Raw genomic sequence first — 24,306 nt, 5'->3', positions numbered from 1 at the left:
TCTTTTCTTTGTCGATAGGACTAGGATAAAGTCTGTACCTAGGTACAGAGTCAAGTGCTTTTTCACTATCCCAACAAAGGTATGAGAAAATGAACCTTACAATCGGAAAACTAGCAAAATCCTGCCACGTTAATGTCGAAACCATTCGTTATTATCAACGTATAGGCTTAATGCGAATACCTGAGAGTACTCAAAGTTACCGACATTATAGTCAGCAAGACTTAGAGACCTTGAGCTTTATTCAGAAAGCGAAGGATGCTGGATTACAACTGAATGAAATTAAAGAATTACTCACATTGAATTTAGAAGATCGCATCCAAGTGAGACATGTTATTGAACAACGATTGAGCAAGATCGATCAAAGAATTCAGGAACTTATGGGTCTTAAGCAAAGACTTTCCACATGGTTACACGAGTGTAAAACGACAGAAAATGAATGTTGCCCAATATTGATGGAACTCAAACAATAAATTCCATCAATCAATCTAGACAGTTGAATCAATACTAATCAAAAAAGTACATAACATTAGATAAATGACCAAATCACATTTTCATCCTTCTGTTTCAATAAGAAACTGGTTTGGTAATCATCGGCGACGATGAGATGCTGATTAGAGATCATCATTACTTTCAACAGCGTATCATTGTGATAAACCAAATCATTTTTACCTTCTTTAGTTAAGATAAGCATTTGATCTAAGACAATTACATTTTTTGAATCAAACATACTTTTTCCCTCTAAACATTACCCTATGGTCTTTTCAATATTTTTATAAAGTGACACAGTGAATATCGTAACGAATGAAATAAAACACCCCATTCATTCATAGCGCTAAAATATTCCTTTTAATTGTTTAAATATGTGAAATAACCAAGTATTTGCAATTTTCACAGCAAGATTATAGAGTACTTTTTACGCAATTTGTGATATTTTTGCCACATAAAACCAAAATTTGTTATTTTATTCTTATTTTTGACAGCACACTGATTAAGTCTAGTGCTACAGCTGTGTGATTACTTTGAATTGTCAGAATCCAGAACTAACCAACAAGATTAGAACTTCAATTTATTTAGATACTTAAGCACACTTAAATCAAGTATGATTCTCGAGGCTTTATTATATTTTGAATACGATGAATAGTGATTTACATGTACTCAGAAAAGATATCCGTTTAAAAAGAAAACGAGTGAATCGCTTTGAACATAAAAAAAGTGAGCAAGACGCTTTAAATCGCCTCAGATCAATACCTCAATTCAAGTTTGCAAAAAGCGTTGGATTATATCTTCATGCTTTTGGCGAAGTGCACACTCACAAACTCATTCAACTTTGTTTTAAACACAAAAAACTCGTTTACTTACCCATGATCTGCACGATGAATCAAGAACTTGTATGGGTAAAAATCAGCTCCAGTCAATATTTAAATAAACGTTTTTCCCATCATCCACTCGGGATGAAAGAACCCATGGCAAGTCGCGGTCATCATATTTCCATTTTGGATATTTTAATTATGCCTTTACTTGCCTGTGATCACTTAGGGACAAGAATCGGCATGGGAGGTGGTTTTTATGATCGTACTTTGTCAAGTGCGCCGCATCGACCTTTTCGTTTGGGTCTCGCTCATACATTTCAATATATTGATCAAACTTTACCCAGACAAAAATGGGATCAACCGATTCATGGCTTACTAACACCTAAAAAATTCTATATTTTCAAGCCTTAACCTTATTGTTCTAATATTTTTTAGAAAAAAACCAACCAATTTAGTCTTTTTTTAATATTTTCTAAGTAAAAACCCTTGTAATTTTTGAAATGCACATCACTATAAAAAACATGGCAACACCGTTGTCACTCATTAGGAGTGCCCATGTCTGAATATATTTTAAATAATGAATCAAGCTTAGAGCCACAGGTTCCAAGTGTATTACCACTCTTAGCATTACGTGATGTTGTGGTCTATCCACACATGCAAATTGCGCTATTTGTGGGTCGTGAAAAATCGATCAATGCAGTGGATGTGGCTCGTAACGGTGACAATTTAGTATTTGTAGTTGCGCAAAAAGATTCGCTTACAGAAGAAATTGATCACGATAACCTCTATCAATATGGAACTGTGGCTAAAATCGTACAAGTCGTAAATCATGAAAATGATGAAAACTGCATTAAAGTACTGATTGAAGGTCTGCATCGTTCTAAATTAGAGCGTATCATTGATGGTGAAGAATACTTGACTGCCGAGCACAGTCTCAGTCCAATTACATTACCATTGGATAAGGAAGCTCAAGCAACTCGCTTAAACGAATTGCGTACCCTATTCGCTCAATATGCTGAAGCGAAATTACGTAATGCACGTGAACTTGTTGCAGCAGCAAATAAAATCGAAGACTTATTACAATTAATGTTCTTTGTTGCAACTCGTGTACCTTTAAATATCGAAGTGAAACAAAAGTTTTTAGAGCACGACGAGTTTGAAGCGCATTTGCAAGAGTTGATGAGCTACTTGATGAATCAATCTGCTGAACAGCAAATTGAACAAACGTTGCATGACAGTGTTAAACGTCAGATGGAAAAGAATCAACGAGAATACTTTCTAAATGAAAAAATGAAAGTTATTCAACGTGAACTTTCTGATATGAACGGCGGTGCTGAAGATGACGTTGCGGAAATTGAAAAACGTCTTGCTGAAGCAGATTTGCCTGAACATGTACGCAAAAAAGCTGAAGCTGAGTTTCGCAAACTGAAAGCGATGCAACCTGCATCGAGCGAAGCTGCAGTTGTTCGTAACTATCTAGAAGTCATTTTAGATACACCTTGGAATAAGGCGAGCAAAGTCAGCATTAACTTAGCGAAAGCACAAGAGATTCTTGATGAAGATCACTACGGCTTAGATGACGTCAAAGATCGTATTGTTGAATATCTTGCAGTGCAATCTCGTGTGAAAAAACTCCGTGGTCCTATTCTTTGTCTAGTTGGTCCTCCAGGTGTGGGTAAAACATCACTTGGTGAGTCTGTTGCTAAAGCAACAGGTCGTGAGTTTGTTCGCATGGCGCTTGGTGGTGTACGTGATGAAGCTGAGATCCGTGGTCACCGTCGTACTTATATTGGTGCGATGCCGGGTAAAATTGTACAATCTTTAACAAAAGTTGGCGTGAAGAACCCACTGTTCTTACTCGACGAAATTGACAAGATGGCACAAGACTACCGTGGCGATCCTGCATCAGCATTATTGGAAGTACTTGATCCATCACAAAACAGTAAGTTCAACGATCATTATTTAGATCTTGATCTTGATCTTTCAGAAGTCATGTTCATCTGTACGGCTAACAGCATGAATATTCCTGAAGCATTGCTTGACCGTATGGAAGTCATTCGTCTACCGGGTTATACCGAAGATGAGAAAGTAAATATTGCTGAACGTTACCTTGTTCCAAAAGCGATTAAAAACAATGGTCTACGTGCAAAAGAATTGACTGTTCACGAAGAAGCCATTCGCGACATCGTACAACGTTATACACGTGAAGCTGGTGTGCGTAGCCTTGAACGTGAAGTGTCTAAAATTGCACGTAAAGTTGTAAAAGAGGCGGTGAGCAAGAAGTCTAAAAACCTACAGGTTGATGTGACTTCTGCAAATCTTCCAGAATATCTGGGTCCACACAAGTTTGACTTTGGTGTTGCTGAGGATGAAGCGCAAGTGGGTCGTGTCAATGGTCTGGCGTGGACTTCGGTGGGTGGTGAGTTACTGACCATTGAAGTTGCAGCCGTAAAAGGTAAAGGTAAATTCATTACCACAGGTTCACTCGGTGATGTAATGAAAGAATCAATTACCGCAGCAATGACCGTGGTTCGTACACGTGCGGATGAATTGGGAATTGAATCATCTCGTTTCGATGAAACTGATGTCCATGTTCACTTACCTGAAGGTGCAACACCAAAAGATGGCCCATCGGCTGGTTTGGCACTGACCACTGCCCTTGTATCGGCATTTACAGGTATTCCGATTCGTCCAGACATTGCCATGACAGGTGAAACAAGTCTTGGCGGCCGTGCGATGCGTATTGGTGGCTTGAAAGAAAAGCTTCTTGCGGCACACCGTGGTGGAATCAAGCTGGTCTTCATTCCACAGGATAACGTCCGTGACTTGGCTGAGATTCCAGACAATGTTAAGGAAGGCTTGGAAATCAAGGCTGTGAAAAGCATTGATGAAATCCTGCCTTTGGCTTTGACGGATACACCAAAACCTTTGCCGAAAACACCGATTGTAAAACCAGTGGAAGAAGCAAAGGCTGCACGTCACTAATCCTTGAAAAAAATTAAAGAGAGCTTCGGCTCTCTTTTTTTGTTACATATTTTGGTTGAAAAATAACCAGTATATTGCATAATGAAATGGAGTCTATAAAACAAAGGCCAAACTTGACTCATGAACTCATTTTAGTGCCATCTGAACTCCAGACAGATGGCACTTTGATCGCAGCTCATACGCATGTTGAGCTGCGTTTTTTATGAAGAGAATAATCCGCTATTTTGTATCTTTTATGACAAGATAACCCGTTTGCACCATCCCATGACAACCAGCAGCATTTATAATGTGCTGAATCTATCGATTTAAACCATCCTATGAAAATTCGTATTCTCACCATTGGTCAAAAAATGCCTGCCTGGGTACTCACTGGCTTTGAAGATTACTTCAAACGTATCCAGCCCTTTGTACAGACTCAGGTGATTGAGCTGCCTATGGCGAAACGTGGGAAAAATGACTCTGAGGCAGATATTTTAAAATATTGTCAAATTGAAGGCGATAGTATTTTAAATGCACTTAAACCCAATGAAACGTTAATTGCCTTAGAAGTAGGTGGTCGAGAACTCAGTACAGAAAAATTGGCAGATACCATGAAACAATGGATGCTTGAAGGCAATGATATTGCTCTTGCGATTGGTGGTCCTGATGGACATTCAGACGCAGTTCGTAAAGCAGCAGCTTGGCATTGGTCTCTTTCTAAATTGACAATGCCACATCCCATGGTTCGTATTCTACTGATTGAACAACTTTATAGAGCGATGAGTATCAATCATAATCATCCTTATCATCGTGCTTAAAATTGTTCTGATTATAGAACAATCTGTTGATGTTTAAGGGCTGTCATTGTTCTCATGAATTTGTCACGATAATGATGTATTTCCAATCAGGTGCTTATCTATGAATTTCCAGACTTTACCCGGGTTATTTATTTCTCATGGTTCTCCCATGCTTGCACTTGATCCTGAACAAGTGGGTCCTGCATTGCATCGTTTAAGCAATAATTTACCAAAACCCCAAGCAATTATTGTGATGTCTGCTCATTGGGAAAGCCAAGCGCTAGAAGTGAGTACATCAACTCGAGCTCAAACGTGGCATGATTTTCGTGGTTTCCCCCCTGAACTTTATGAGATCCGTTATCCTGCTGCGGGCGCTCCAAAACTTGCTGAGGAAATACTGACTCTATTTGCAGAAGCAGATATTCCTGCACATGCAAATAGCACACGACCACGAGATCACGGTGTATGGATGCCTTTATTACATATGTATCCAAAAGCAGATATTCCTGTGATTGAAATTTCCTTACCCATCGAAATGAATGCTGACCAGATTTACAAAATCGGGCAAGTTTTAGCACCTTTACGTGAACAACAAATTTTATTAATTGGCTCTGGTAGCATTACCCATAATCTCTCTGAACTTTCATGGCATGCAGATGCTGAAGTTCCAATATGGGCAAGCACATTTCGGAATAGTGTAGTTAGTAAACTAAATCATCAAGATTATGACGCTGTACTTGACTGGCCATCTTTACCCTACGTGCAACGAAATCATCCTACCCTTGAACATTTTGCACCATTATTCTTTGCAATGGGAACAGGTCATCGTTTTAGTATCGTGCATAGTAGTTTTTCAATGGGATCATTAGGTATGGATATTTATCGTTTTGATTAAAAACCAAACATCAGACTTTTCAAATGGCTTACTTATATTTGGGTAAGCCTTTTACCTAATCAATTTTCTTAAATTTACAAATAGATATATTTAACGAACTTAATCCATAAACTGATTACATTTTATTTTTTTAAGAATACTTTAAGCTAATGACTGTTATTTATTTACTGTTGTTTGACTATGAAAATTAAATATTTAGCTGTTGCCTTATTACCGCTTTCTTTGATGGCGTGCCAAACTGTACAAAATGTAACTGATAATGTTATTTCTCAAATTAATACAACAGCAGCAAAAAATTTAACTGAATATAATTGGACTTATCAAGGTTCAAAAGCATCAAAACCTTTAGTTTTATCTTTCGATGATAATCAACGATTATCTATTCAAACTGGTTGTAATAATCAAGGCGGGACTTGGAAAGTTGAAGGTAATACCATTGTAACCTCACCACTGGCATCAACAATGATGGCGTGTGCGGATGATTTAATGCAACAAGAACGCTTATCTGCTGATATTTTTAGTGAGAAAAAAGTTCCTTTCACACTCAGTACCCAAAATGATCAAGCGATCTTGACGATAACTGATAGTAAAGGTCAAAAATATACGTTCCTTGGTAAAATGACAGCTGAAGCAAAATACCAGTCTGAAGCTAAAATAGTTTTCCTCGAAATTTCACCACAAACTAAATCATGTACGGGTGTAGCACCACAAACTTGTATGCAAGTTCGTGAAATTAAATATGACGATAAAGGCATCAAAACATACGCTGATAAAAATTGGTCACTTTACTATGGTCAAATCGAAGGTTTTGAACATAATCCAAACCAACGTGTGATCGTTCGAGTTAAACGTTTCGACATTAAAAACCCTGCTGCCGATCAATCAAGTATTGCAGATGTGTTAGATATGGTCGTTGAACAAGAAATCGTGAAAAAACCATAATTTTAGCCAGTTAAAAAAATCCGATGTTTTTCAACATCGGATTTTTTATGGAAATCCCATCTTTATTAAAGCGGGAGTTTAGGAGACCCTTAATAAATACCCTGCGCAAGAATGGCATCTGCTACTTTGACGAAACCAGCAATATTTGCACCATCAACATAATTGACAGTACCATCTTCTTTGGTCCCATATTTTAAGCAATTGGCATGAATATCTTTCATGATGGCATGTAAGCGTTCATCAACTTCACCATGTGTCCAACCAAAACGTAACGCATTTTGAGACATCTCAAGACCAGAAGTTGCAACTCCGCCCGCATTTGATGCTTTACCTGGTGCATACAAAATCTTAGCTGCGATAAATTGTTCAACTGCGTCCAAGGTAGATGGCATGTTGGCTCCTTCTGCAACACACATCACACCATTTTCTAGTAATAATTTTGCATCTTCTGCACCTAGCTCATTTTGAGTGGCACAAGGTAATGCAATATCAACAGGAATATGCCAAGGGGTTTTACCCTCAAAATATTCAAAACCATGCTTCGATGCAAACTCTGAAATACGTCCACGCTTGATATTTTTCAGCTCCATCACTTCGGCAAGTAATGCATCAGTAAAACCATTTTTTACAAAAACAGTGCCATTCGAATCTGACAGAGTCACCACTTTTGCACCCAAAAACATAGCTTTTTCAGCGGCAAATTGCGCTACATTTCCCGAACCCGAAATCGAAACCGTTTTTCCTGCAAAGCTATCACCACGAGTTTTCAGCATTTCTTCAGCAAAATAAACAGTGCCATAACCAGTCGCTTCTGGACGCATTAAACTTCCGCCAAAAGAAATACCTTTGCCCGTAAAAACACAAGCCGTATCATTACTCAGCTTTTTCATCATCCCCGCCATGAAGCCTACTTCACGACCACCAACCCCGATATCACCTGCTGGAATATCGGTATCTGAACCTAAATGACGATATAACTCCAACATTAACGCTTGGCAAAAACGCATAATTTCAGCTTCTGACTTTCCTTTTGGATCAAAGTCTGAACCACCTTTACCACCCCCCATAGGGAGAGTCGTTAATGCATTTTTAAAAGTTTGCTCAAAACCCAAAAATTTTAAAATCGATAAATTTACTGAAGGATGAAAACGCATGCCACCTTTAAATGGCCCAATCGCTGAATTAAATTGAATCCGAAAAGCTCGATTTACATGAGTTTGACCTTGGTCATCCATCCACGATACACGAAACTGAATAACACGTTCAGGCTCAACCAAACGCTCTAACAAACCGTATTGAGCGTATTTAGGATTTTTCTGTATAAAAGGCCATAAACTCGTCATGACCTCTTCTACTGCTTGTAAAAACTCAGGTTGATATGGATCTCTAGCTTTAACATACTCCAAGAAATCATTTAAGCTATCGTATTTCAACTCTCACCCCCAGATAGTGATTTAATTTAGTGCAAAAAATGCACCAAAATAGAATATTAAACACATTTAATACCCTTTATGATCAACTCTCAACCCAATCTTCATAAATAATATTTTTTATTATTTTAAATCAATATCTTACTTTAAAAAATATTCATTATTTTTATAATAAATATTCAAAAAAATAGCTTAAATAAGCATTTAACCTAGTAATAAGGCATTAGAAATCATTCGAAATACAAGATTTAGCACTAAAATAAAACAATATTAGCACTATAAAATTGCAAAAATAAAAATCTATAAAAAGTAGATTTAAGCAACGATTGCCGCCGATTAAACTATTCTTTGCTATAATAACGACATTGTTTTTATCCTATCTTCTTTCATGTCAGTTTCAGCACAACAACTCTCTCTTATCGTTCAAGTAGACCAACTTTTACCACAAACGCAATGTGGTTTATGTGGACATCGTGATGGTTGTTTACCTTATGCGAAGTCGATCGTGGAAGGTGAAGATGCAAACAAATGCGTTCCTGGTGGGCAACCCGTTGCAGATGCACTTGCAGCATTATTAAAAAGACCAACAATGATTGCGGAACCGAGTGTTTGGGATATTCAAGCAGATGGTCGACCGCAACAAATGAAAGCGATAATTCGTGAAGATGAATGTATCGGGTGTACTAAATGTATTAGTGCCTGCCCTGTTGATGCCATTATCGGTAGCGGAAAATTAATGCATAGTATCTTGACTGATCTATGTACAGGTTGTGAGTTATGTATTCCACCCTGTCCTGTAGATTGTATTGATCTGGTCGAAGATTCCAATCCATTACCTACAGTTCAACAACGTACTCTTGAACAAGATGATCTAAGACATCGTTACTATGCGCATATTCAACGAGAAGAAAAACGTCGTTTGAGTCGTAAAGGACCGATTGTTCGTGCTGAAATTGATACCGAATTTTTTGCTCAATTTTCTCAAGCACTTAACAATGTACCCTTGATCACACTCATGGATAAACCAAAAGAAAATCCTGTATTAGATGCAAAAACGACAATTGAACTTGCGAAAATTAGAACGCAAATCAAAAAGTTAGAAAAGCAGTTAAGTGTACGTGCAGATGAATCCAAGCAAACACAATTACTTGATTTACAACAACGTTTAAATGAATTACAGGGAATCTAAATGCCTGTCAAAAATATGACCAAAAAACAAATTCAGACTTTTTTTGAACGTTTACGTACGCAAAGACCACATCCCCAAACTGAGCTGAACTATAACTCTCCTTTTGAGTTACTGATTGCTGTTTTGCTTTCTGCGCAAGCAACCGATGTCAGTGTCAACAAAGCGACTGATAAACTCTATGCCGTTGCCAATACTGCACAAGCTATTTTAAGTCTTGGGGTTGATGGCTTAAAAGAATATATTAAGACAATTGGCTTATATAACGCTAAAGCTGAAAATGTGATCAAAACTTGTCAGATTTTGGTTGATCAATATCAAGGACAAATTCCAGAAACGCGAAAAGAACTAGAAGCTTTACCGGGTGTAGGGCGTAAAACGGCAAACGTCGTGCTCAATACCGCCTTTGGCCACCCTACTATGGCAGTCGATACCCATATTTTCCGTGTTGGCAATCGTACTGGTTTGGCAGTAGGTAAAAATGTTTTAGAAGTCGAAGATCGATTAATTAAGGTTATTCCTAAAGAGTTTATTATTGATGCTCATCATTGGCTGATCTTGCATGGACGTTATTGTTGTATCGCACGTAAACCTAAATGTGCTGAATGTATCGTATCCGATGTCTGCAACTGGCCTGATCGTTTTGAATTTGGAGCCGTAAAAACAATTCCAACAAAAAACCTCAGTTAATCCTGAGGTTTTTTAGGCTGCTGTAATTTGGGGTGTAGCTGACGTTCTCGACCATTTTTCTTATTTTCCAAAGCCTGTTGTTTCTGCACATGGCGCAGCATTTTTTGACTTTGATACAATAAAAACAACAGTAAAGCTAAACTTAAAATTACCACCACAATCAAAATAATTTTCAGCAACGAAGTATCCTCAATCAGCTGACACGTTTCGACTTGCATACCGAAACTTCATCTTCATGTTCTATTATGTCAGATTTTGCTGGGTTGCATACCATGCATGAATATCTCGTTTTTCAATTGCAGTTGCCATCAGCTCTGGGAACTGATCAGGTGTGCAAGCAAACGTTGGAATCCCCATATCCGCAAAGATCTGTGCATGTTGAGTATCGTACCAAGGTGCACCGTCATCAGACAATGCCAGTAGCGTAATGACTTGCACCCCACTATCTAGTATTTCAGCCACTTGCTTGAGCATTTGCTTAGCATCTCCACCTTCACACAAATCACTGATAAGAATAAAAATGGTATCTTCTGGGCGAGTGATTTTACTACGACAGTATTTAATTGCTTTAGCAATATCGGTTCCCCCACCCAACTGTGTGCCGAACAACACATCCACAGGATCTTCGAGCAAAGGGGTTAAATCGGCTAGCTCCGTATCAAACACGATCATTTGTGTACTGACTGCACGAATACTTGCCATCACTGCCGCAAAAACACTGGAATAAATCACGGAAGGTGCCATCGAACCACTCTGATCAACACAGAGTACAATGTCTTTTAAAGCCGTTTGTTGACGTGGATGCCCATGTAACTCATGTGGAATAATCGTTTTAAAATCTTCCTGCCAATGTTTCAAATTGGACTGAATGGTGCGCTTCCAGTTAATGTCTTGCATGCGTTTAGGACGGCGTGTATGCGCTGAGCGATTAATACTGCCTCGAATCGCTTGCTGTAATGGTTGTTTTAGACGGTTTTCAAGCTGCTCTACCAACTGACGTACCACGATGCGCGCGGTTTCTTTGGTTTTTTCAGGCATCAAATGATTGAGTGAAATTAAGGTAGAAACTAAATGAATATCGACTTCTACACTTGCCAACAATTCAGGCTCTAACAACATTTGTTGTAAATTCAAACGCTCTAAAGCATCTTTTTGAATAACTTTTACCACAGAAGATGGGAAATACTGGCGAATATCCCCTAACCATTGTGCCACTCTAGGACTAGAATACCCCAAACCACCACGGCGATTAGGCTGTTGTGCCTGATAAAGCTCATTCAGACATTCTTGCATTTTGGTATCTTGCACCGACCAATTCGGTAAATGCGAAGTCGAATTTGGGACTTGCCCTAAAATTAATCGCCAACGTCGTTCTTGTTCCGCAAGGTCAGGTTGCTCTAAAGTGATCAGTTCTTCATTCATATTCATCACTTAAACCTCGACAGCAACAGGCTGTAAGTATGCGTAAATTTCATCTAATACCGTTTGAGCACGTGCAATATCTAAAGTACCGACCTCTTGTTTGACTGCGGTCGATTTTTGCGTCACTTTCTGAATTAATTGCTGTGCTTCAGCAGGGCTAAAACTTGAAGCTGTTCTGGCCAAAATTGGCAATAACTCAATGAATTGCTGCTCTTTTAATTTATTGACCCATTGGCTCACGGTGTCCCAAAGACTTTGCTCATGAATCAATAACAAAGCTTGATGGGTCAAGAAACCTTCAAACCAAGCTGCACTATAATCCGCCGTCTGCCCAAGCGATAAAGCACGAGATAGAAATCCCTGTGTTTGCTCCACATCAATCAACTGCTGTTCTCGAGCTAAACGCACACAACAACCATGCAAATAACCTTGCATATGTTCCAACTGCAATAACTGATGTAAGGTCTCTTGCCAGAGCCGTAACAATTCATCTTGTTGTAATTGTTCTAAAAGCTCATATAAAGTTTGTAGTTGTTGGGCAAATTGCTGAGCCATTTCGGCATTCAGTTGTACACAATAACTTGGCAAACTCAACATCAAACGAATCGCTAAATGTTCTACCACTTGATGTAAATGTTGCATTGAAAATTGGCGCACACTGCCATAACGAATTGCCGTAATAAGCGGCTTTAATGTTGCCAAAATAATGCTTGGGTCTTGATGCTGAGTGGTGAGCTCATTCAATTTATCCAAAGCCAAATTTAGGCTTTGATCCAAACCAGACAATAAAATGCTCTCGATCAGTTGCGCAATTTGCGCCACATCTTCACATTGTCTAATCTGATGTTCGACATAACTTTGTGTGGCAAGATGAATGCTATTTCCCCACAACGACATTTCATTCAGATATAAACTAGTTTCAGGCTGCCAAGACAACTGCCAAACTTCTTTAAAGTTACCTTGCTTTGAGCCTGCACCAGCTAACTCTGCCCAAGCGAGACCCAGTAATTTCACGCAATGTAAAAATTGACTTTTTGCCAAGTCGAAGGCTTCACGTAAATCCAGACTAATGTCACGATGCGGTGCTTCGAGTTTCAAGCGAAAATGCTTTACTTGCTGTAAAAAGTCTTTTTGAATGGGCAATTCAATCAACTCATCAGGCACTTGCCCCAATTGCTCGTCTTCAAGCAATTTAGCTAAAATCGGTTGCGGAATATCTAAGCCGTGATTTAAGACCGAACGAATTGCCTCAAATAAATCTTCCAAATCAGGAATACGTCGTCCACGTAATTGCAATAAAGATTGAATCAGTTGTACCGCATCAATAATCTGAGCACTAGAAGCATCATGACCTGCTTGGCGTAAGGCATGGGCAAATTTGCTTAACCAATCAATCGTAATTTTTTCGCCATCAACCTCTGCATCTAAGGCTTGTTGGTAATGCTTCCAAAGATGGGTATACCATCCAACCGCTTGTACACCTGCACCATAGCCATTGTCCCTGCTCAAACGCCCATGTGTCCATGCAATCCATGCAGCATCAACTTTGACTTTAGGTAAGCCTTTGAGCAAGGTGGTATCTGCTTTATTTTGCGCTTTTAAATCCGCCAATACAGGTGCATGCCATGCACCACAAATCACCACAATATTTTGGTAGCCTTGCTTTTGTGCCTGCTTGATCACTTTGCGCATGTAGGCTTCGCGATACTGCTCTAGCAGTTGGTCTTCACTACTATAATTTTCAGGTTGCTGGCTTAGCAAATAATCACGTAAAGCTGCCATGGCATCACTAATTGCGGCAAACATTTGTCCAGCGTGTGGCTGCTGTTCGACCAAATGCTCCCAAAAACGTTCGCTGTCTTGATAGCCTGCCTGCTCTGCCAACAATTGAATTGGATCTCGGCGAATCGAAAGATAATGCTGTTCCAAATTCTGTTCTGGCTCAACATCACCTTGCTGATTAGACTCAATCTCTTGCTCGTCTGCTGAAGCTTGCTGTAAACGTTGCTCTGCCCATTGTTTTTCCAACGCAAAACGATGTTGCAAAGGCAGATCCATAAACTCTACTGCAATTTGCTGACGCAACGCATATTGCAAAGCTTGCCACTCAGGCGAAAATTCAGCAAAAGGATAGAATACTGCCTGTGATCGCACTTCTTTTTGTACAGGGGTATTCAACAACAACGCCACAGGCGGCTTAAAATCTGCATGTTGCAATTGAGCAATGACTGCATTGGCATCAGGTGGTCCTTCAATCAAAATACAATCAGGTTGAATCGAAGCCAAAGCATTACAGACACTACGCGCCGAACCTGGCCCATGATGACGAATACCGAGAATATGCAGCATTTTTTATCCTTTATTCCGATCACAGCTTCTCCCTTTCAAGGAGAAGATTGGGATGAGGTTTTTATTATTTGGTTTTATTCTAAATCACGACAAGCACGATACAGGTCTTGCCAACCCTCACGTTGTTTAATCACCGTTTCAACATATTCTTTCCAAGGTACGATATCTTGCACAGGATCTTTTAATACTGCACCTTGCAGACCTGCCGCCAACTCATGATCAGTGAGATTGCCCGAACCAAAATGCCCTGCCATCACCCAACCATGACTCATCACTGAAATGGCTTCAGCCGTTGATAAAGTTCCTGTGGTGGTTTTGAGCTTTTGCTTGCCATCTAAGGTTTGCCCATGACGCAGCTCTCTAAAAATCGTCACCAGTTTTTGAATTTGAGCATCCAAAGGCTGAATCTCAGGTAGTTGTAAACTCTTGCCCAAAGATTGAACGCGTTTTTGTACGATTTCTATTTCCTCAGCAATCGTAGCAGGCGGCGGTAAAATTACCGTATTAAAACGACGCTTTAACGCAGAGGAGAGTTCATTCACCCCTTTATCACGATTATTGGCGGTGGCAATCACACTAAAACCTTGTACCGCTTGATACTCAATTCCTAACTCAGGAACAGGTAAATTTTTCTCTGAAAGTAAAGTAATCAACGTATCTTGTACATCGGCAGGAATACGAGTCAGTTCCTCCACACGTGCGATCTTGCCTTCTTGCATCGCACGTAACATCGGGCTTTTCACCAAAGCATCTTCACTCGGACCTTTGGATAAAAGTTGGGCATAATTCCAACTATAACGTAGAGTATCTTCGCTCGTACCTGCCGTACCTTGAATCAATAAAGCACTATTACCTGAAATCGCCGCTGCTAAATGTTCTGATACCCATGATTTTGCTGTGCCTGGTACGCCTAATAACAACAAGGCACGATCAGTCGCCAATGTCGCAACAGCAATTTCCATCAAACGGCGATTACCAATATATTTTGGTGAAATTTCTGTTCCATCTGGCAGTGTTGTACCCAATAAGTAATCTACGACTGCTTTAGGCGAAAGTTGCCATTGTGGAGGTTTTACTAAACTGTCATGTGCTTTTAATGCATCTAATTCATGAGAAAACTGTTGTTCTGCACGCGCACGTAAAACTTGTTGAGACATGTTGATTATCCTAATTTATGATTTCTTGATCATTAAGCAATAAGTTTTTGTTTGTACTGATTCAATTGAATGAGCTGTTTCCATTCAGAAATAGAAAAAAGAGCTTGTAAACTACTGATGTCGATTGGATAAGCTTGCAAAATCAACCATTGAGCCTGCTCTTTTAATAGTGCAAATTTCTTCTGATCCTGCTGCAAATCTAAGTTCGCATATGCATGTTGTAATAATACGACTGCCATTTCTGAGATATTTTGAACATCATGCAGCGCCTTAGCACGCTGAAACAACAACCAAAAATGTTCTAAATCTTGATTTTGGTAATGGGATTCAAGTTGCTTTAATAACAATCCAGTTGCTGGTTCTTGGTCTAGCAAAGTAAAGAATAACTCACGTTCAAACATGTTCCCACTTGATGTCGTTACAGCTTCACACCATTTGACTTGATGTTGGTAAAACCATAAGGCTAAATCATGTCGTTGCTCTCGATAACAACACACAATAAACGCACTCCAAAGTGAATCTTTTTGCTGTGAATGCAATGAAAGTAAATGATCCCAAGTACCAAATAATTCTAACCAATACGCAAGTGGCAATTGGATTAAAATTCTTTTGAGATAAAGTACACCCTGTGAACTTGCACAAAATGCCTGATAAGCTTGCTCGACTTGAGCACTTTGGTAAGCTGTTTTTAAACTTTTACGACTTTCAACCAAATTAGCTTCTCGATCAAAAAAGCCATAATCATTGAGTGCATCATCTTGATCTAAGTTAATGTTGAATTTAACTTTTTTAGCTTGGGTATCGTAGCTCAAACACGCACGCATTAACGCCATAACTTCGTTATAAAGTGCATTATCTTGATAATATAAATAGAAAGCTAATGCAGCATTACTACTTACTGTCGCTGCATTCTGTGGTTCTAATGTTTTTACATGCTGGTATAAAGCTTCAAATTGAGTGACTGGCATGTTATACATCACAAGACTTTCAGCATGACTTTGCAAATGATTTCTCTGAATCGATTGTGACCAAAACTCTGCTATATGTTGATGAATAAAGTTCGGCAATTGACCACATAATTGGCTCATCAACAAAGACCATTCGCTACTTTTTGATTTTTGTAATTGACGGATCAAGGGCGCTGCGTCTTGTTGCTTCACATATTTCCACACCCTTTTTGCATCATCCAAACGCGTTGTCACATCGCCCTGAAATGCAAACTCTGGTAAGACTGATGCCAATAACACTGGGCTTCGACATAGTGGTAAAACTTTCAACACCAAATAACGAGGAATCACTCGCTGCTGTAGTTGAGCAAGTTTGAAAATTTGAATAACCCAATCTTGATATAAAAATGGCGACTCTTGTGCAACAACCCATTTCAAAATTTGCACAAGTTGATTATCCAATTGCTTTTCATTTTCTATCTGATCATTCTCAGCAATATTCTTTTGTAAGGTTTCAGATACACCTTGTGCTTGATAACCTGCTTGTTGCATCAGCACCCAATATTGATTCAAGACCAATAAATCTTGAGCTGAATCAATCTGTTTAGGTGCATAGACTTGCAATTCATTCGGTACTTTTACAGTCTGTTTAAACTGCTGCCCTAGCGTCAGTTTGAGTAATAACTGCTGATTAAACTCACTGTATGATGTGCTTAAAGACATTCAAAGTGCCCTCCTTGCCAAATACTCACCAGTTTAAGTTGCAATCCATTCCATTCAACGCCTGCACTAAATGGCTCATTCCCCACTAAAAACCATAACTCAACAAATTGTTTAATCTCAATTTCACACATTTTTTGATCCTGATCGACCAAATAAATTACTTTATCCTGCTTGACCAAACGCAATTGCTCTAGCCAGAAAAAGCGTACTAGCTGCAAAGGATATTGTTTTAATCCATTCGCATACTGAGTAAATGCTTGATCAAAATTTTCAAAGCCTTTTGGCGCAACCAGCGTTAGGCTCAAATCATTGAATGACATTAAATTATCTTCTAAACGAAGACGTTGTTGGCTTACCACTGGATAAAGTTTGGCATTTAGAGCCAGTTGTTTTTGGAAAGGCAACGTTAAGCCAAAGTTCGAATAAGGTGGAATTTCAAAATCTAATAGCAAATAGTCGCGTAAATTTTGACTATCCCACAGCCATTGACGACGATAACGTCCACGGGTATTGACCAACTCCTGAGTTACTTGTCCTAAGGCATAAATATGAAGTATCTGAGCGGATATGTTATCCCACGCATCAGTTGGTAAATTCACACCAAAAAGCTGTTTTAATTCTTCATATAGTTCTGGTTTGAGCTGTTGACGGTTTTGCCATAAATGAACGGCTGTTTGTAATTTAGCTAACCAAAATGAACTCTGCATTTGCCAATTGCTTTGATACAGCGCACTCGAAAACTCATCTAAATAACTAACTAAACCTGCAACTTGAGCATCGACCAAACGACTTTGAATATCGCGGAACTTTTCATGTTGTTGCTGACGTAATCTCCCAAGCCCCATCGTGACAATATCATTCAACCATGTTTGTAATGCCTCAATGCCTGCATCCATTTTTTTCTCACGTGCCAATTGGCGTTTCGCACGTGCTTCTTCATCAATCGGTTTATCAATCTTGTTTTCTTTCTTTTCAAGTGTTTTAGTTTTTTTATCTCGCCATTTTTGTACTCGATCAGGTATGCTTTGTTCATCTGATTGCACAGTAAATTTATCTTGATACTCGGTATAGACAAACAATAATGCTAAAGCATGTTTACAAGGTCGTTTAAAACTTGGACAACTACATTCGCATTTAAGTTCAGGTAAAAAAACTGCGCTTTGATAAATCGCACTACCCTGAATTTCTCCCCAAATCCACTGATCAGTCGAACCCGAGATATTGTTCCATGCTTCAAATTTTGCGAGTTTCTTGGCTGATTTTGCCGAACTTGCATCTGGAATAATTTGCTCGACTTGATCAGATTGAATCGTCAGCAACATAGTTAACCCTTTAAAATAATTCTAAGTTTCAGTATTTTTAAATTGTACGCTTGAATGAAATATAACGTTTTTTGTTTAGTTTTTATATCATTTAATCTGACATAGCGACATTTTATGTCGTAGATAATTATAGGTATAAAAAAACTGTCTTATGGCTACATAAGACAGTTCTATCAAAACTAAATTATTTATCTAAAATAGCAAATAATTCTTTTTGAACTTCTTCGATTGCACGTAAGCCATTCAATTTATCATAAGTTGGTGCATCTTCACCTGAAGCAGCACGACCTTGATAAAAACCTACTAATTGTTCAGTTTCACTATGATATGAACCTAAACGCTTACGAATCGTTTCTTCTTGATCATCTGGACGTTGTACCAAGTCTTCACCAGTTTCATCATCCTTACCTTCTACTTTAGGTGGATTATAAACAAGGTGATAAACACGACCAGAAGCTGGGTGCTGACGACGACCTGAAAGACGTTGAACAATCTCTTCATCCGGAACATCAATTTCGATCACATGATCAATTGAAATACCCGCCGTTTCCAAAGCTTCGGCTTGTGGAATCGTACGTGGGAAACCGTCAAAAATACAACCGTTCACACAATCTGGTTGAGCAATACGCTCTTGAACCAAACCAATAATGAGTTCGTCTGATACTAAACCACCAGACTCCATAACACTTTTAGCTTTAAGACCTAGTTCAGTTCCTTCACGAATTGCAGCACGGAGCATATCACCGGTTGAAATTTGTGGGATATTGTAGCGCTTACAGATCAACTGAGCTTGAGTACCTTTACCTGCCCCAGGTGGTCCGAGTAAAATAATGCGCATAAAAGAACATCCTCATTTAAAAACAATAAATCTTAAATTGAGCAATATGATACAGATTTATTGCTCAACCAACATCAAATTAATTATAAGAAAGCAACAAATAAGTGGATTAAACCTGCAAAAAAACCAGTCACACCACCCAATACAATTAGGATCCACTCATCTTCTTGGAACGCAGGTCGCAATAAATTCTGGAACTCTTTCGGTGTTAGTTCACGGATGCGGTCTCTAAACATTTGAAAGATCTTCTGCGCACGACTTGCATTCAGAGCTGGGTCACATACTGGACCCATAGTAATTTCAATTGAGCGATCAATCAAGTCGGTCTTGAGTCTAGCATATTCTCTTGGCCCTAATGAAAGTTGCAGTGAAGTTCTGACCAATGGAGTTTCCATAATTTCATTAATATGGCGCTTGACAATCCGACGAGTTTTATCTTTTTTACTACCATACATCATTTCAGTCATGATGGATTTCAGAGTAATTAAATCTTCAGTTACCACGCTTGCAAATACATCTGAAACTTCCTCTTGGCGTTTCATAAATGCACCTTGAACGTTATATGTACCAATCCTTAGCACAGGAACGATCCATGGAAACTTACGGTCTTTGGTCAAACGGAAAATCTGTGGGTAACGGATATAATGCGGTTCAATTGGGTTAAATACCATCCAAATCGCAATCCAGTTTGTTAAAAAGCCCCAGATTGATGCCCAAAAAGGAACGGTCCAATGCCACGGTACCACAAACCAAACGATCATTTGGAAAATCCCAAAGAACATTCCAATTAACGCACTGATATGCCAAATAAAATTAATTTCTTTCTGACCAACTTTAAGGAACATACGTACCATTAAACGGCGATCACCTTCCATTTGGCTGACCACCATTTCCCGCATGTCCACAAGTGACTCGACGTTCATGGTCAGCTCAGTCACAAGTTCTTTTAATGTATTTGGCAACTGTTTATGGGCTTGCGCATAAATTCGACGTTTAATCGAGTATGGTAAGTTCTCCCACAACACCGCATTACGATCAACCATGACTTCATCAATTAAGTGTTCAAGCTCAAAACCAACTTGCTCACCAATGATCATTGCCATATCTTCTGGATCCATTGCCTCTAAAAACTCACGCAATGAACCCAACTTAGATAATGTATTATCGGTAATGATGCCCGAAATACGCCCTGCTTTACGCGGCACAATCCCCTGCCAACCTACAGGTAATGGTCCTAAATGGAATCCCCAAAAATTAATTGGGTAAAACACCATTTTTAAAGCCATCCATACATGAGCCCATGTTACTAGGGCTGTCACTGGAATAATACTTAGGACCGCCAGATGGTCAGGCCGATTTAAAAAAATCTGCCACAATTCATTGACGTAATCAAACATGCATGACTCTCAGAATTATTGATACATTAAGACCTATAAAAGAATGAACAATCAGTCACGCCCCTATAAGCCAAAACTTAACGTGTAAGAAATCTGAAAAACAGGCTCTGCTTTTTTTACAGTCTTCCCATTTCCATCTTCTATCTTGTCACGCAGTCCCGCTCCCACACTAAATGTACTAATTCGGTCACTATTCAACCAAACAAATGCTAAATCAGTACCAACACCTAAATTCCCTTTTTGTTTACCGCCATAGTTTTTACTATCTATATGACCAGCATAAAGACCAAGGTAATAACCATTTTTATCTGTACCTGTTAAATGATATGGATAACGAAAGCCAATTTGCGCACCAGGTTCATTATCATCATTTAAAAAAGCGCCTACTTTTGCATAAGCAATACCGTATGGATTTACCCATTCAAGATTGGCATGTAGTAATTTTTTAGTAAAACCAGCACCAATATTCCAAGTTGCTACGTCTTTTGCCCCTTTTAATTTTGCTTCAGGCATATATGGATTTTCTTCAGCATGGACAACGCCGTTGAATGCTAAAACCGCTAGTAAAAGGTAAGATTTTTTCATTATTTTCTCCATTTTCCCTAAGAGTGTATCTTAGACAATCCTATTTCAAACAGCTTCAGACTTTAACAGAATTATTTTGCATCTAATATACAAGTCCCTACAATTTTAATGTCTGCAAAGTCAAAAACTGTCGCATCATCATTCAGATGATGTATTGAAAATACTACAGTATGATCATGCAACTTACGTTAAAATAGCGCGCCTTTTATATTTTCTCCCTTGTAATTTAAGTCGACACCCTATGAAACAGCACTTTCCTTTAAAAAACATGCAGCAAGAAAAGCGCATTTACAAGGGTCGAATCTTCTTTGCTATATTAGTCGTCGCTACTTTTCTACTTTTATTAATTTGCCGTTATGCATATTTACAGATTATTCATTACGACGACTTTACAACAGCCTCTGATAAAAACCGAATTCGTTTACAGCCTCTTCCACCCGCACGTGGTTATATTTATGATCGCAATGGCGTACTCTTAGCGGATAATTATCCTGTTTTTACAGCAACACTCAGTCGTACAGATGTCACAGATATTGATGGAACCATTGCACGTTTAATTCCAATACTGAGCTTAACCCAAGAAGATGTCGATCGTTTTAAAAGTCGCGTAAAAACTGCACGTAAAACGGAAAGAATTGCCATCAAGTTAAATCTGACTGAGGCAGATATTGCGAAATTCAGCGAAGTTAAATACGACTTCCCGGGTGTGAAAATTGAAACACAAATGACACGTTACTATCCTCATGGCGAATTGTTTGCCCATGTGATCGGTTATGTGGGGCGAATTAATGACAAAGAATTAAAATCTATTGATAAAGATTTATATGCAGGTACCAACCTGATTGGAAAAATTGGTGCAGAAAAAAGCTATGAAGAGTTATTACATGGAACACCAGGTTATGAATCCGTTGAAGCCGATGCACATGGTAATGTACTCCGTCATTTAGGTCGTCAAAACCCAACGCGTGGAAATGATCTTTATTTATCGATAGATTATGGTCTTCAAACCATTGCAGCTCAACAGTTGGCAGATCGTCGTGGTGCAATTGTAGCCATGGATCCTCGAACTGGAGAAATTTTAGCACTGGTATCTAGCCCAAGTTTTAATCCAAATTTATTTGTTACAGGTATCAGTTCAAAAGATTATAGTGGTTTACGTGACAACTTAGACCAACCACTTTATAACCGTGCCGTACAAGGCGTTTATCCACCGGGTTCGACAATTAAGCCGATGTTCGGACTTGGCGGAATTCATTACGGACTCGTCGATTGGGGCACAGCAATTTCTGATCCTGGTTATTTTAATTTACCAGGAGATAGCCACCGCTTCCGTGATCATAAAAAGACAGGTCATGGTGCTGTAAATTTACATAAAGCCGAAGTTGTATCTTGTGATACCTATTTTTATATCTTGTCTTATCGTATGGGTATCGAAAAAATGAATGACTGGATGCGACAATTTGGCTTCGGCGCAAAAACAGGTGTAGATTTACCAAGTGAAAGCACAGGTTTATATCCAAGTCCAGACTGGAAAATGCGTACACGCAAATCGAAATGGTTAAAAGGTGAAACGATTTCTGTGAGTATTGGACAAGGCGCATTTACTGCTACCCCATTACAACTTGCGATGGCTGTAGCAATTACTGCGAACAAAGGCGCTCACGTTACACCTCACGTTTTACGTGATAATAAAGGCGCAAAAAAATATTCTGTGCACAATGCTCCTGACGGTAAAATTCAATTTAATGGTACAGAGCAAGATTGGCTTAACATGCATGCAGCCATGATAGACGTGATTCAATCTGGAACGGGGCGTGGTATTAAGGGCGGATTACAATATTCTATTGCAGGTAAAACAGGTACAGCTCAGGTCAAAAGTATTGCTCAGGGCAAACGTTATAATGAAGCCGCTCTTTCCTCCCGACAATGGGATCACGGTTTATTTGTTGGCTTTGCACCAGCGGATAATCCTCAAATCGCAATTGCTGTCGTTTGGGAAAATGGTAAACATGGCGGATCAGCGGCTCAACTTGCACGTCCAGTCTTTGATTACTGGCTAGTCACTCGTAAAAATAATCCTATTCGTCCAGCCAACCATCAAGTGAGTGGCGGTTTAATGACTGCTGGTATTAAGCCCGGTGAACTACCAAGTAGTTCTGATTCACCTGCATCTACACCAGCAGCAAGTTCAGTTACAACTACTACTGCTTCTCATTCTAATGATGGAGTCACTGAGTAATGAAAAATCAATTACGTATCATCGGTGGTGATTGGAAACGTAGAACGCTACCATTCGCTAGCATTGAAGGTTTACGTCCGACACCAGATCGAGTAAGAGAGACATTATTTAATTGGCTCATGTGGGATATACAAAATTCACAAGTTTTAGATTTATGTAGCGGCTCTGGTGCGCTAGCATTTGAAGCTTTATCACGCGGCGCTGCAAAAGTCGTCATGATCGAACCCAACCCGATTCAAGCTCGCTTTTTAAAAGAAAACATTCAATTGCTAAAAGCAGAAAATTGTCAGCTACTAACACTCACTGCACAGCAAGCATTAAAGCAATTAAATACTTATTTTGAGGTTGTTTTTTTAGACCCCCCCTACGACCTAGAATTATGGGAAGAACTTGCTGAATTAGCTGATCCTATTATTACGGAAAATGCCTTTATTTATGTAGAGGCAGATCGAGAATTATCTCAATTAAAACTTCCATCTAGTTGGCAAAAAATTAAAGAAACCAAAGCAGGAATTGTCAGAGCGGGTTTATACCAGAAAAAATCTTAAAAAATGCGCAACCAAAATAATCGAATTAATCGGCCCCGATCAAATGGAAAACTGGAAAGATATTCATAACCAATCCGATTATTTTTATTCAATTGATACACCATACCGTATCCAAGTGAAATCGAAAAATCATCTAAAGAGAGATTGCTCGTATCTCCCGTTAACATCTTTTGATTAAATTGATTGGTTTGGTAAGCGGTATAGTTATAAACACGCCAACGATCATCTTGGAAAAACAGATTATGCAAGATTGAATAATCTGTTTTCTCTTGCTGTGGATAGGCAGAGTCAAACATTTCTTCAGTATCATCATTGACCTCTGTAAAAAAATTATAATCCCCTGCATGACAGGCACAGGAGAAAAATAAGATAAAATAGGATAAATTTTTCATTTTTGTTTTCCCAATTATATTACATGATTAAAATCAAATATATAGAAAAAAATATGCGCTTCATCTCAAAACTGGATTTTATGCCACACTATTTAAGTCATTTAATTGCTTATATTAGACATAATTAATTTATTTACAGAATAAATTCTATATACAATAACAATCTTTAAAAA

General features: G+C 38.8%; 21 protein-coding genes and 1 pseudogene. 10 read left to right on the top strand and 12 right to left on the bottom strand.

The features are described 5' to 3' along the window. Nucleotides 1-89: 89 nt before the first annotated feature. A complete protein-coding gene (locus tag HYG88_RS03035; RefSeq protein ID WP_004663184.1) occupies nt 90-470 on the top strand; it encodes a MerR family transcriptional regulator in 381 nt (126 codons plus the stop codon). A gap of 56 nt (nt 471-526) precedes the next feature. On the opposite strand, the gene HYG88_RS03030 is transcribed toward HYG88_RS03035, so the two are convergent. Continuing rightward, nucleotides 527-727 carry a hypothetical protein gene (locus HYG88_RS03030; RefSeq protein ID WP_004663186.1) on the bottom strand — a complete coding sequence of 67 codons (201 nt, stop codon included), beginning with the start codon at nt 725-727 and terminating at the stop codon, nt 527-529. Between the two features lie 406 nt (nt 728-1,133). Between HYG88_RS03030 and HYG88_RS03025 the strand changes: the two genes are divergently transcribed. The 5 genes from HYG88_RS03025 to HYG88_RS03005 all read left to right on the top strand — a co-directional run bounded on the left by HYG88_RS03025 (nt 1,134) and on the right by HYG88_RS03005 (nt 6,908). Then, nucleotides 1,134-1,721 carry a 5-formyltetrahydrofolate cyclo-ligase gene (locus tag HYG88_RS03025; protein WP_178882575.1) on the top strand — a complete coding sequence of 196 codons (588 nt, stop codon included), beginning with the start codon at nt 1,134-1,136 and terminating at the stop codon, nt 1,719-1,721. A 144-nt stretch (nt 1,722-1,865) separates the two neighbouring features. Next, a complete protein-coding gene (gene lon / locus HYG88_RS03020; RefSeq protein WP_178882574.1) occupies nt 1,866-4,295 on the top strand; it encodes an endopeptidase La in 2,430 nt (809 codons plus the stop codon). 317 nt (nt 4,296-4,612) lie between these two features. Beyond that, entirely contained in the window at nt 4,613-5,092 is a 480-nt protein-coding gene (gene rlmH / locus HYG88_RS03015) for a 23S rRNA (pseudouridine(1915)-N(3))-methyltransferase RlmH (RefSeq protein ID WP_004663191.1), read from the top strand. A 100-nt stretch (nt 5,093-5,192) separates the two neighbouring features. Continuing rightward, complete coding sequence (locus HYG88_RS03010; protein ID WP_178882573.1) at nt 5,193-5,966, top strand: class III extradiol ring-cleavage dioxygenase; 774 nt, start codon at nt 5,193-5,195, stop codon at nt 5,964-5,966. 180 nt (nt 5,967-6,146) lie between these two features. After that, a complete protein-coding gene (locus HYG88_RS03005; RefSeq protein WP_178882572.1) occupies nt 6,147-6,908 on the top strand; it encodes an META and DUF4377 domain-containing protein in 762 nt (253 codons plus the stop codon). 89 nt (nt 6,909-6,997) lie between these two features. Here HYG88_RS03005 and gdhA read toward each other — a convergent pair. Continuing rightward, nucleotides 6,998-8,381, bottom strand: a pseudogene (gene gdhA, locus HYG88_RS03000) (NADP-specific glutamate dehydrogenase). Nucleotides 8,382-8,726: 345 nt separating this feature from the next. Here gdhA and HYG88_RS02995 point away from each other — a divergent pair. Beyond that, complete coding sequence (locus HYG88_RS02995; protein WP_005157878.1) at nt 8,727-9,527, top strand: RnfABCDGE type electron transport complex subunit B; 801 nt, start codon at nt 8,727-8,729, stop codon at nt 9,525-9,527. After that, nucleotides 9,528-10,214, top strand: a complete 687-nt coding sequence (gene nth, locus HYG88_RS02990; protein WP_178882571.1) for an endonuclease III — start codon at nt 9,528-9,530, stop codon at nt 10,212-10,214. Here the strand turns inward: nth and HYG88_RS02985 are convergent. The 9 genes from HYG88_RS02985 to HYG88_RS02945 all read right to left on the bottom strand — a co-directional run bounded on the left by HYG88_RS02985 (nt 10,211) and on the right by HYG88_RS02945 (nt 20,954). After that, complete coding sequence (locus HYG88_RS02985; protein ID WP_178882600.1) at nt 10,211-10,393, bottom strand: hypothetical protein; 183 nt, start codon at nt 10,391-10,393, stop codon at nt 10,211-10,213. The genes nth and HYG88_RS02985 overlap by 4 nt on opposite strands. 64 nt (nt 10,394-10,457) lie before the next feature. Further along, a complete protein-coding gene (locus tag HYG88_RS02980) occupies nt 10,458-11,642 on the bottom strand; it encodes a VWA domain-containing protein (protein WP_178882570.1) in 1,185 nt (394 codons plus the stop codon). A gap of 3 nt (nt 11,643-11,645) precedes the next feature. After that, entirely contained in the window at nt 11,646-13,985 is a 2,340-nt protein-coding gene (locus HYG88_RS02975) for a DUF5682 family protein (protein WP_178882569.1), read from the bottom strand. Nucleotides 13,986-14,059: 74 nt separating this feature from the next. Further along, nucleotides 14,060-15,142, bottom strand: a complete 1,083-nt coding sequence (locus tag HYG88_RS02970; protein ID WP_178882568.1) for an AAA family ATPase — start codon at nt 15,140-15,142, stop codon at nt 14,060-14,062. 32 nt (nt 15,143-15,174) lie between these two features. Beyond that, a complete protein-coding gene (locus HYG88_RS02965) occupies nt 15,175-16,812 on the bottom strand; it encodes a hypothetical protein (RefSeq protein WP_178882567.1) in 1,638 nt (545 codons plus the stop codon). After that, nucleotides 16,803-18,134, bottom strand: coding sequence for an SWIM zinc finger domain-containing protein (locus tag HYG88_RS02960; protein ID WP_178882566.1), 1,332 nt, complete (start codon nt 18,132-18,134; stop codon nt 16,803-16,805). Before HYG88_RS02960 ends, HYG88_RS02965 begins: the two co-directional genes overlap by 10 nt. A gap of 184 nt (nt 18,135-18,318) precedes the next feature. Further along, on the bottom strand, nt 18,319-18,972 hold the full coding sequence (adk, locus tag HYG88_RS02955; RefSeq protein WP_178882565.1) for an adenylate kinase: 654 nt from the start codon (nt 18,970-18,972) through the stop codon (nt 18,319-18,321). A gap of 83 nt (nt 18,973-19,055) precedes the next feature. After that, the gene (locus tag HYG88_RS02950; protein ID WP_005157894.1) at nt 19,056-20,369 is read right to left on the bottom strand and encodes a hypothetical protein; all 1,314 of its coding nucleotides are present in this window, start codon (nt 20,367-20,369) and stop codon (nt 19,056-19,058) included. 63 nt (nt 20,370-20,432) lie between these two features. Then, complete coding sequence (locus HYG88_RS02945) at nt 20,433-20,954, bottom strand: hypothetical protein (RefSeq protein ID WP_178882564.1); 522 nt, start codon at nt 20,952-20,954, stop codon at nt 20,433-20,435. 241 nt (nt 20,955-21,195) lie between these two features. Here HYG88_RS02945 and mrdA point away from each other — a divergent pair, with 241 nt between their 5' ends. Together mrdA and rsmD are read left to right on the top strand one after the other, a co-directional pair. Continuing rightward, nucleotides 21,196-23,193 carry a penicillin-binding protein 2 gene (gene mrdA / locus HYG88_RS02940; RefSeq protein WP_178882563.1) on the top strand — a complete coding sequence of 666 codons (1,998 nt, stop codon included), beginning with the start codon at nt 21,196-21,198 and terminating at the stop codon, nt 23,191-23,193. Then, nucleotides 23,193-23,741: a 16S rRNA (guanine(966)-N(2))-methyltransferase RsmD gene (gene rsmD / locus HYG88_RS02935; protein ID WP_178882562.1), complete on the top strand. Its 549-nt coding sequence runs from the start codon at nt 23,193-23,195 to the stop codon at nt 23,739-23,741. The genes mrdA and rsmD overlap by 1 nt, the downstream gene beginning before the upstream one ends. Here the strand turns inward: rsmD and HYG88_RS02930 are convergent. Continuing rightward, nucleotides 23,738-24,133 (bottom strand): hypothetical protein, encoded by a 396-nt coding sequence (locus HYG88_RS02930; RefSeq protein WP_178882561.1) that lies wholly within the window; start codon nt 24,131-24,133, stop codon nt 23,738-23,740. The two genes, rsmD and HYG88_RS02930, sit on opposite strands and share 4 nt — an antisense overlap. Between the last annotated feature and the right edge of the window lie 173 nt (nt 24,134-24,306).

The organism is Acinetobacter sp. SwsAc4, assembly GCF_013391535.1.
In the GTDB taxonomy this organism is placed as follows: Bacteria; Pseudomonadota; Gammaproteobacteria; order Pseudomonadales; family Moraxellaceae; genus Acinetobacter.
The sequence above is the reverse complement of the archived record's forward strand: the minus strand, read 5'-3'. Positions and strand labels throughout refer to the sequence as shown.

Bases quoted from the DNA above. Each gene is read 5' to 3' on its own strand.
- adk (WP_178882565.1), bottom strand. From the start codon at position 18,972: ATGCGCATTATTTTACTCGGACCACCTGGGGCAGGTAAAGGTACTCAA.
- HYG88_RS02960 (WP_178882566.1), bottom strand. From the start codon at position 18,134: ATGTTGCTGACGATTCAATCTGATCAAGTCGAGCAAATTATTCCAGAT.
- HYG88_RS03010 (WP_178882573.1), top strand. From the start codon at position 5,193: ATGAATTTCCAGACTTTACCCGGGTTATTTATTTCTCATGGTTCTCCC.
- HYG88_RS02945 (WP_178882564.1), bottom strand. From the start codon at position 20,954: ATGAAAAAATCTTACCTTTTACTAGCGGTTTTAGCATTCAACGGCGTT.
- lon (WP_178882574.1), top strand. From the start codon at position 1,866: ATGTCTGAATATATTTTAAATAATGAATCAAGCTTAGAGCCACAGGTT.
- HYG88_RS02970 (WP_178882568.1), bottom strand. From the start codon at position 15,142: ATGTCTCAACAAGTTTTACGTGCGCGTGCAGAACAACAGTTTTCTCAT.
- HYG88_RS03030 (WP_004663186.1), bottom strand. From the start codon at position 727: ATGTTTGATTCAAAAAATGTAATTGTCTTAGATCAAATGCTTATCTTA.
- mrdA (WP_178882563.1), top strand. From the start codon at position 21,196: ATGAAACAGCACTTTCCTTTAAAAAACATGCAGCAAGAAAAGCGCATT.
- HYG88_RS03025 (WP_178882575.1), top strand. From the start codon at position 1,134: ATGAATAGTGATTTACATGTACTCAGAAAAGATATCCGTTTAAAAAGA.
- HYG88_RS03005 (WP_178882572.1), top strand. From the start codon at position 6,147: ATGAAAATTAAATATTTAGCTGTTGCCTTATTACCGCTTTCTTTGATG.
- HYG88_RS03035 (WP_004663184.1), top strand. From the start codon at position 90: ATGAACCTTACAATCGGAAAACTAGCAAAATCCTGCCACGTTAATGTC.
- rlmH (WP_004663191.1), top strand. From the start codon at position 4,613: ATGAAAATTCGTATTCTCACCATTGGTCAAAAAATGCCTGCCTGGGTA.
- HYG88_RS02930 (WP_178882561.1), bottom strand. From the start codon at position 24,133: ATGAAAAATTTATCCTATTTTATCTTATTTTTCTCCTGTGCCTGTCAT.
- HYG88_RS02975 (WP_178882569.1), bottom strand. From the start codon at position 13,985: ATGCTGCATATTCTCGGTATTCGTCATCATGGGCCAGGTTCGGCGCGT.
- nth (WP_178882571.1), top strand. From the start codon at position 9,528: ATGCCTGTCAAAAATATGACCAAAAAACAAATTCAGACTTTTTTTGAA.
- HYG88_RS02965 (WP_178882567.1), bottom strand. From the start codon at position 16,812: ATGTCTTTAAGCACATCATACAGTGAGTTTAATCAGCAGTTATTACTC.
- HYG88_RS02995 (WP_005157878.1), top strand. From the start codon at position 8,727: ATGTCAGTTTCAGCACAACAACTCTCTCTTATCGTTCAAGTAGACCAA.
- HYG88_RS02950 (WP_005157894.1), bottom strand. From the start codon at position 20,369: ATGTTTGATTACGTCAATGAATTGTGGCAGATTTTTTTAAATCGGCCT.
- HYG88_RS02980 (WP_178882570.1), bottom strand. From the start codon at position 11,642: ATGAATATGAATGAAGAACTGATCACTTTAGAGCAACCTGACCTTGCG.
- rsmD (WP_178882562.1), top strand. From the start codon at position 23,193: ATGAAAAATCAATTACGTATCATCGGTGGTGATTGGAAACGTAGAACG.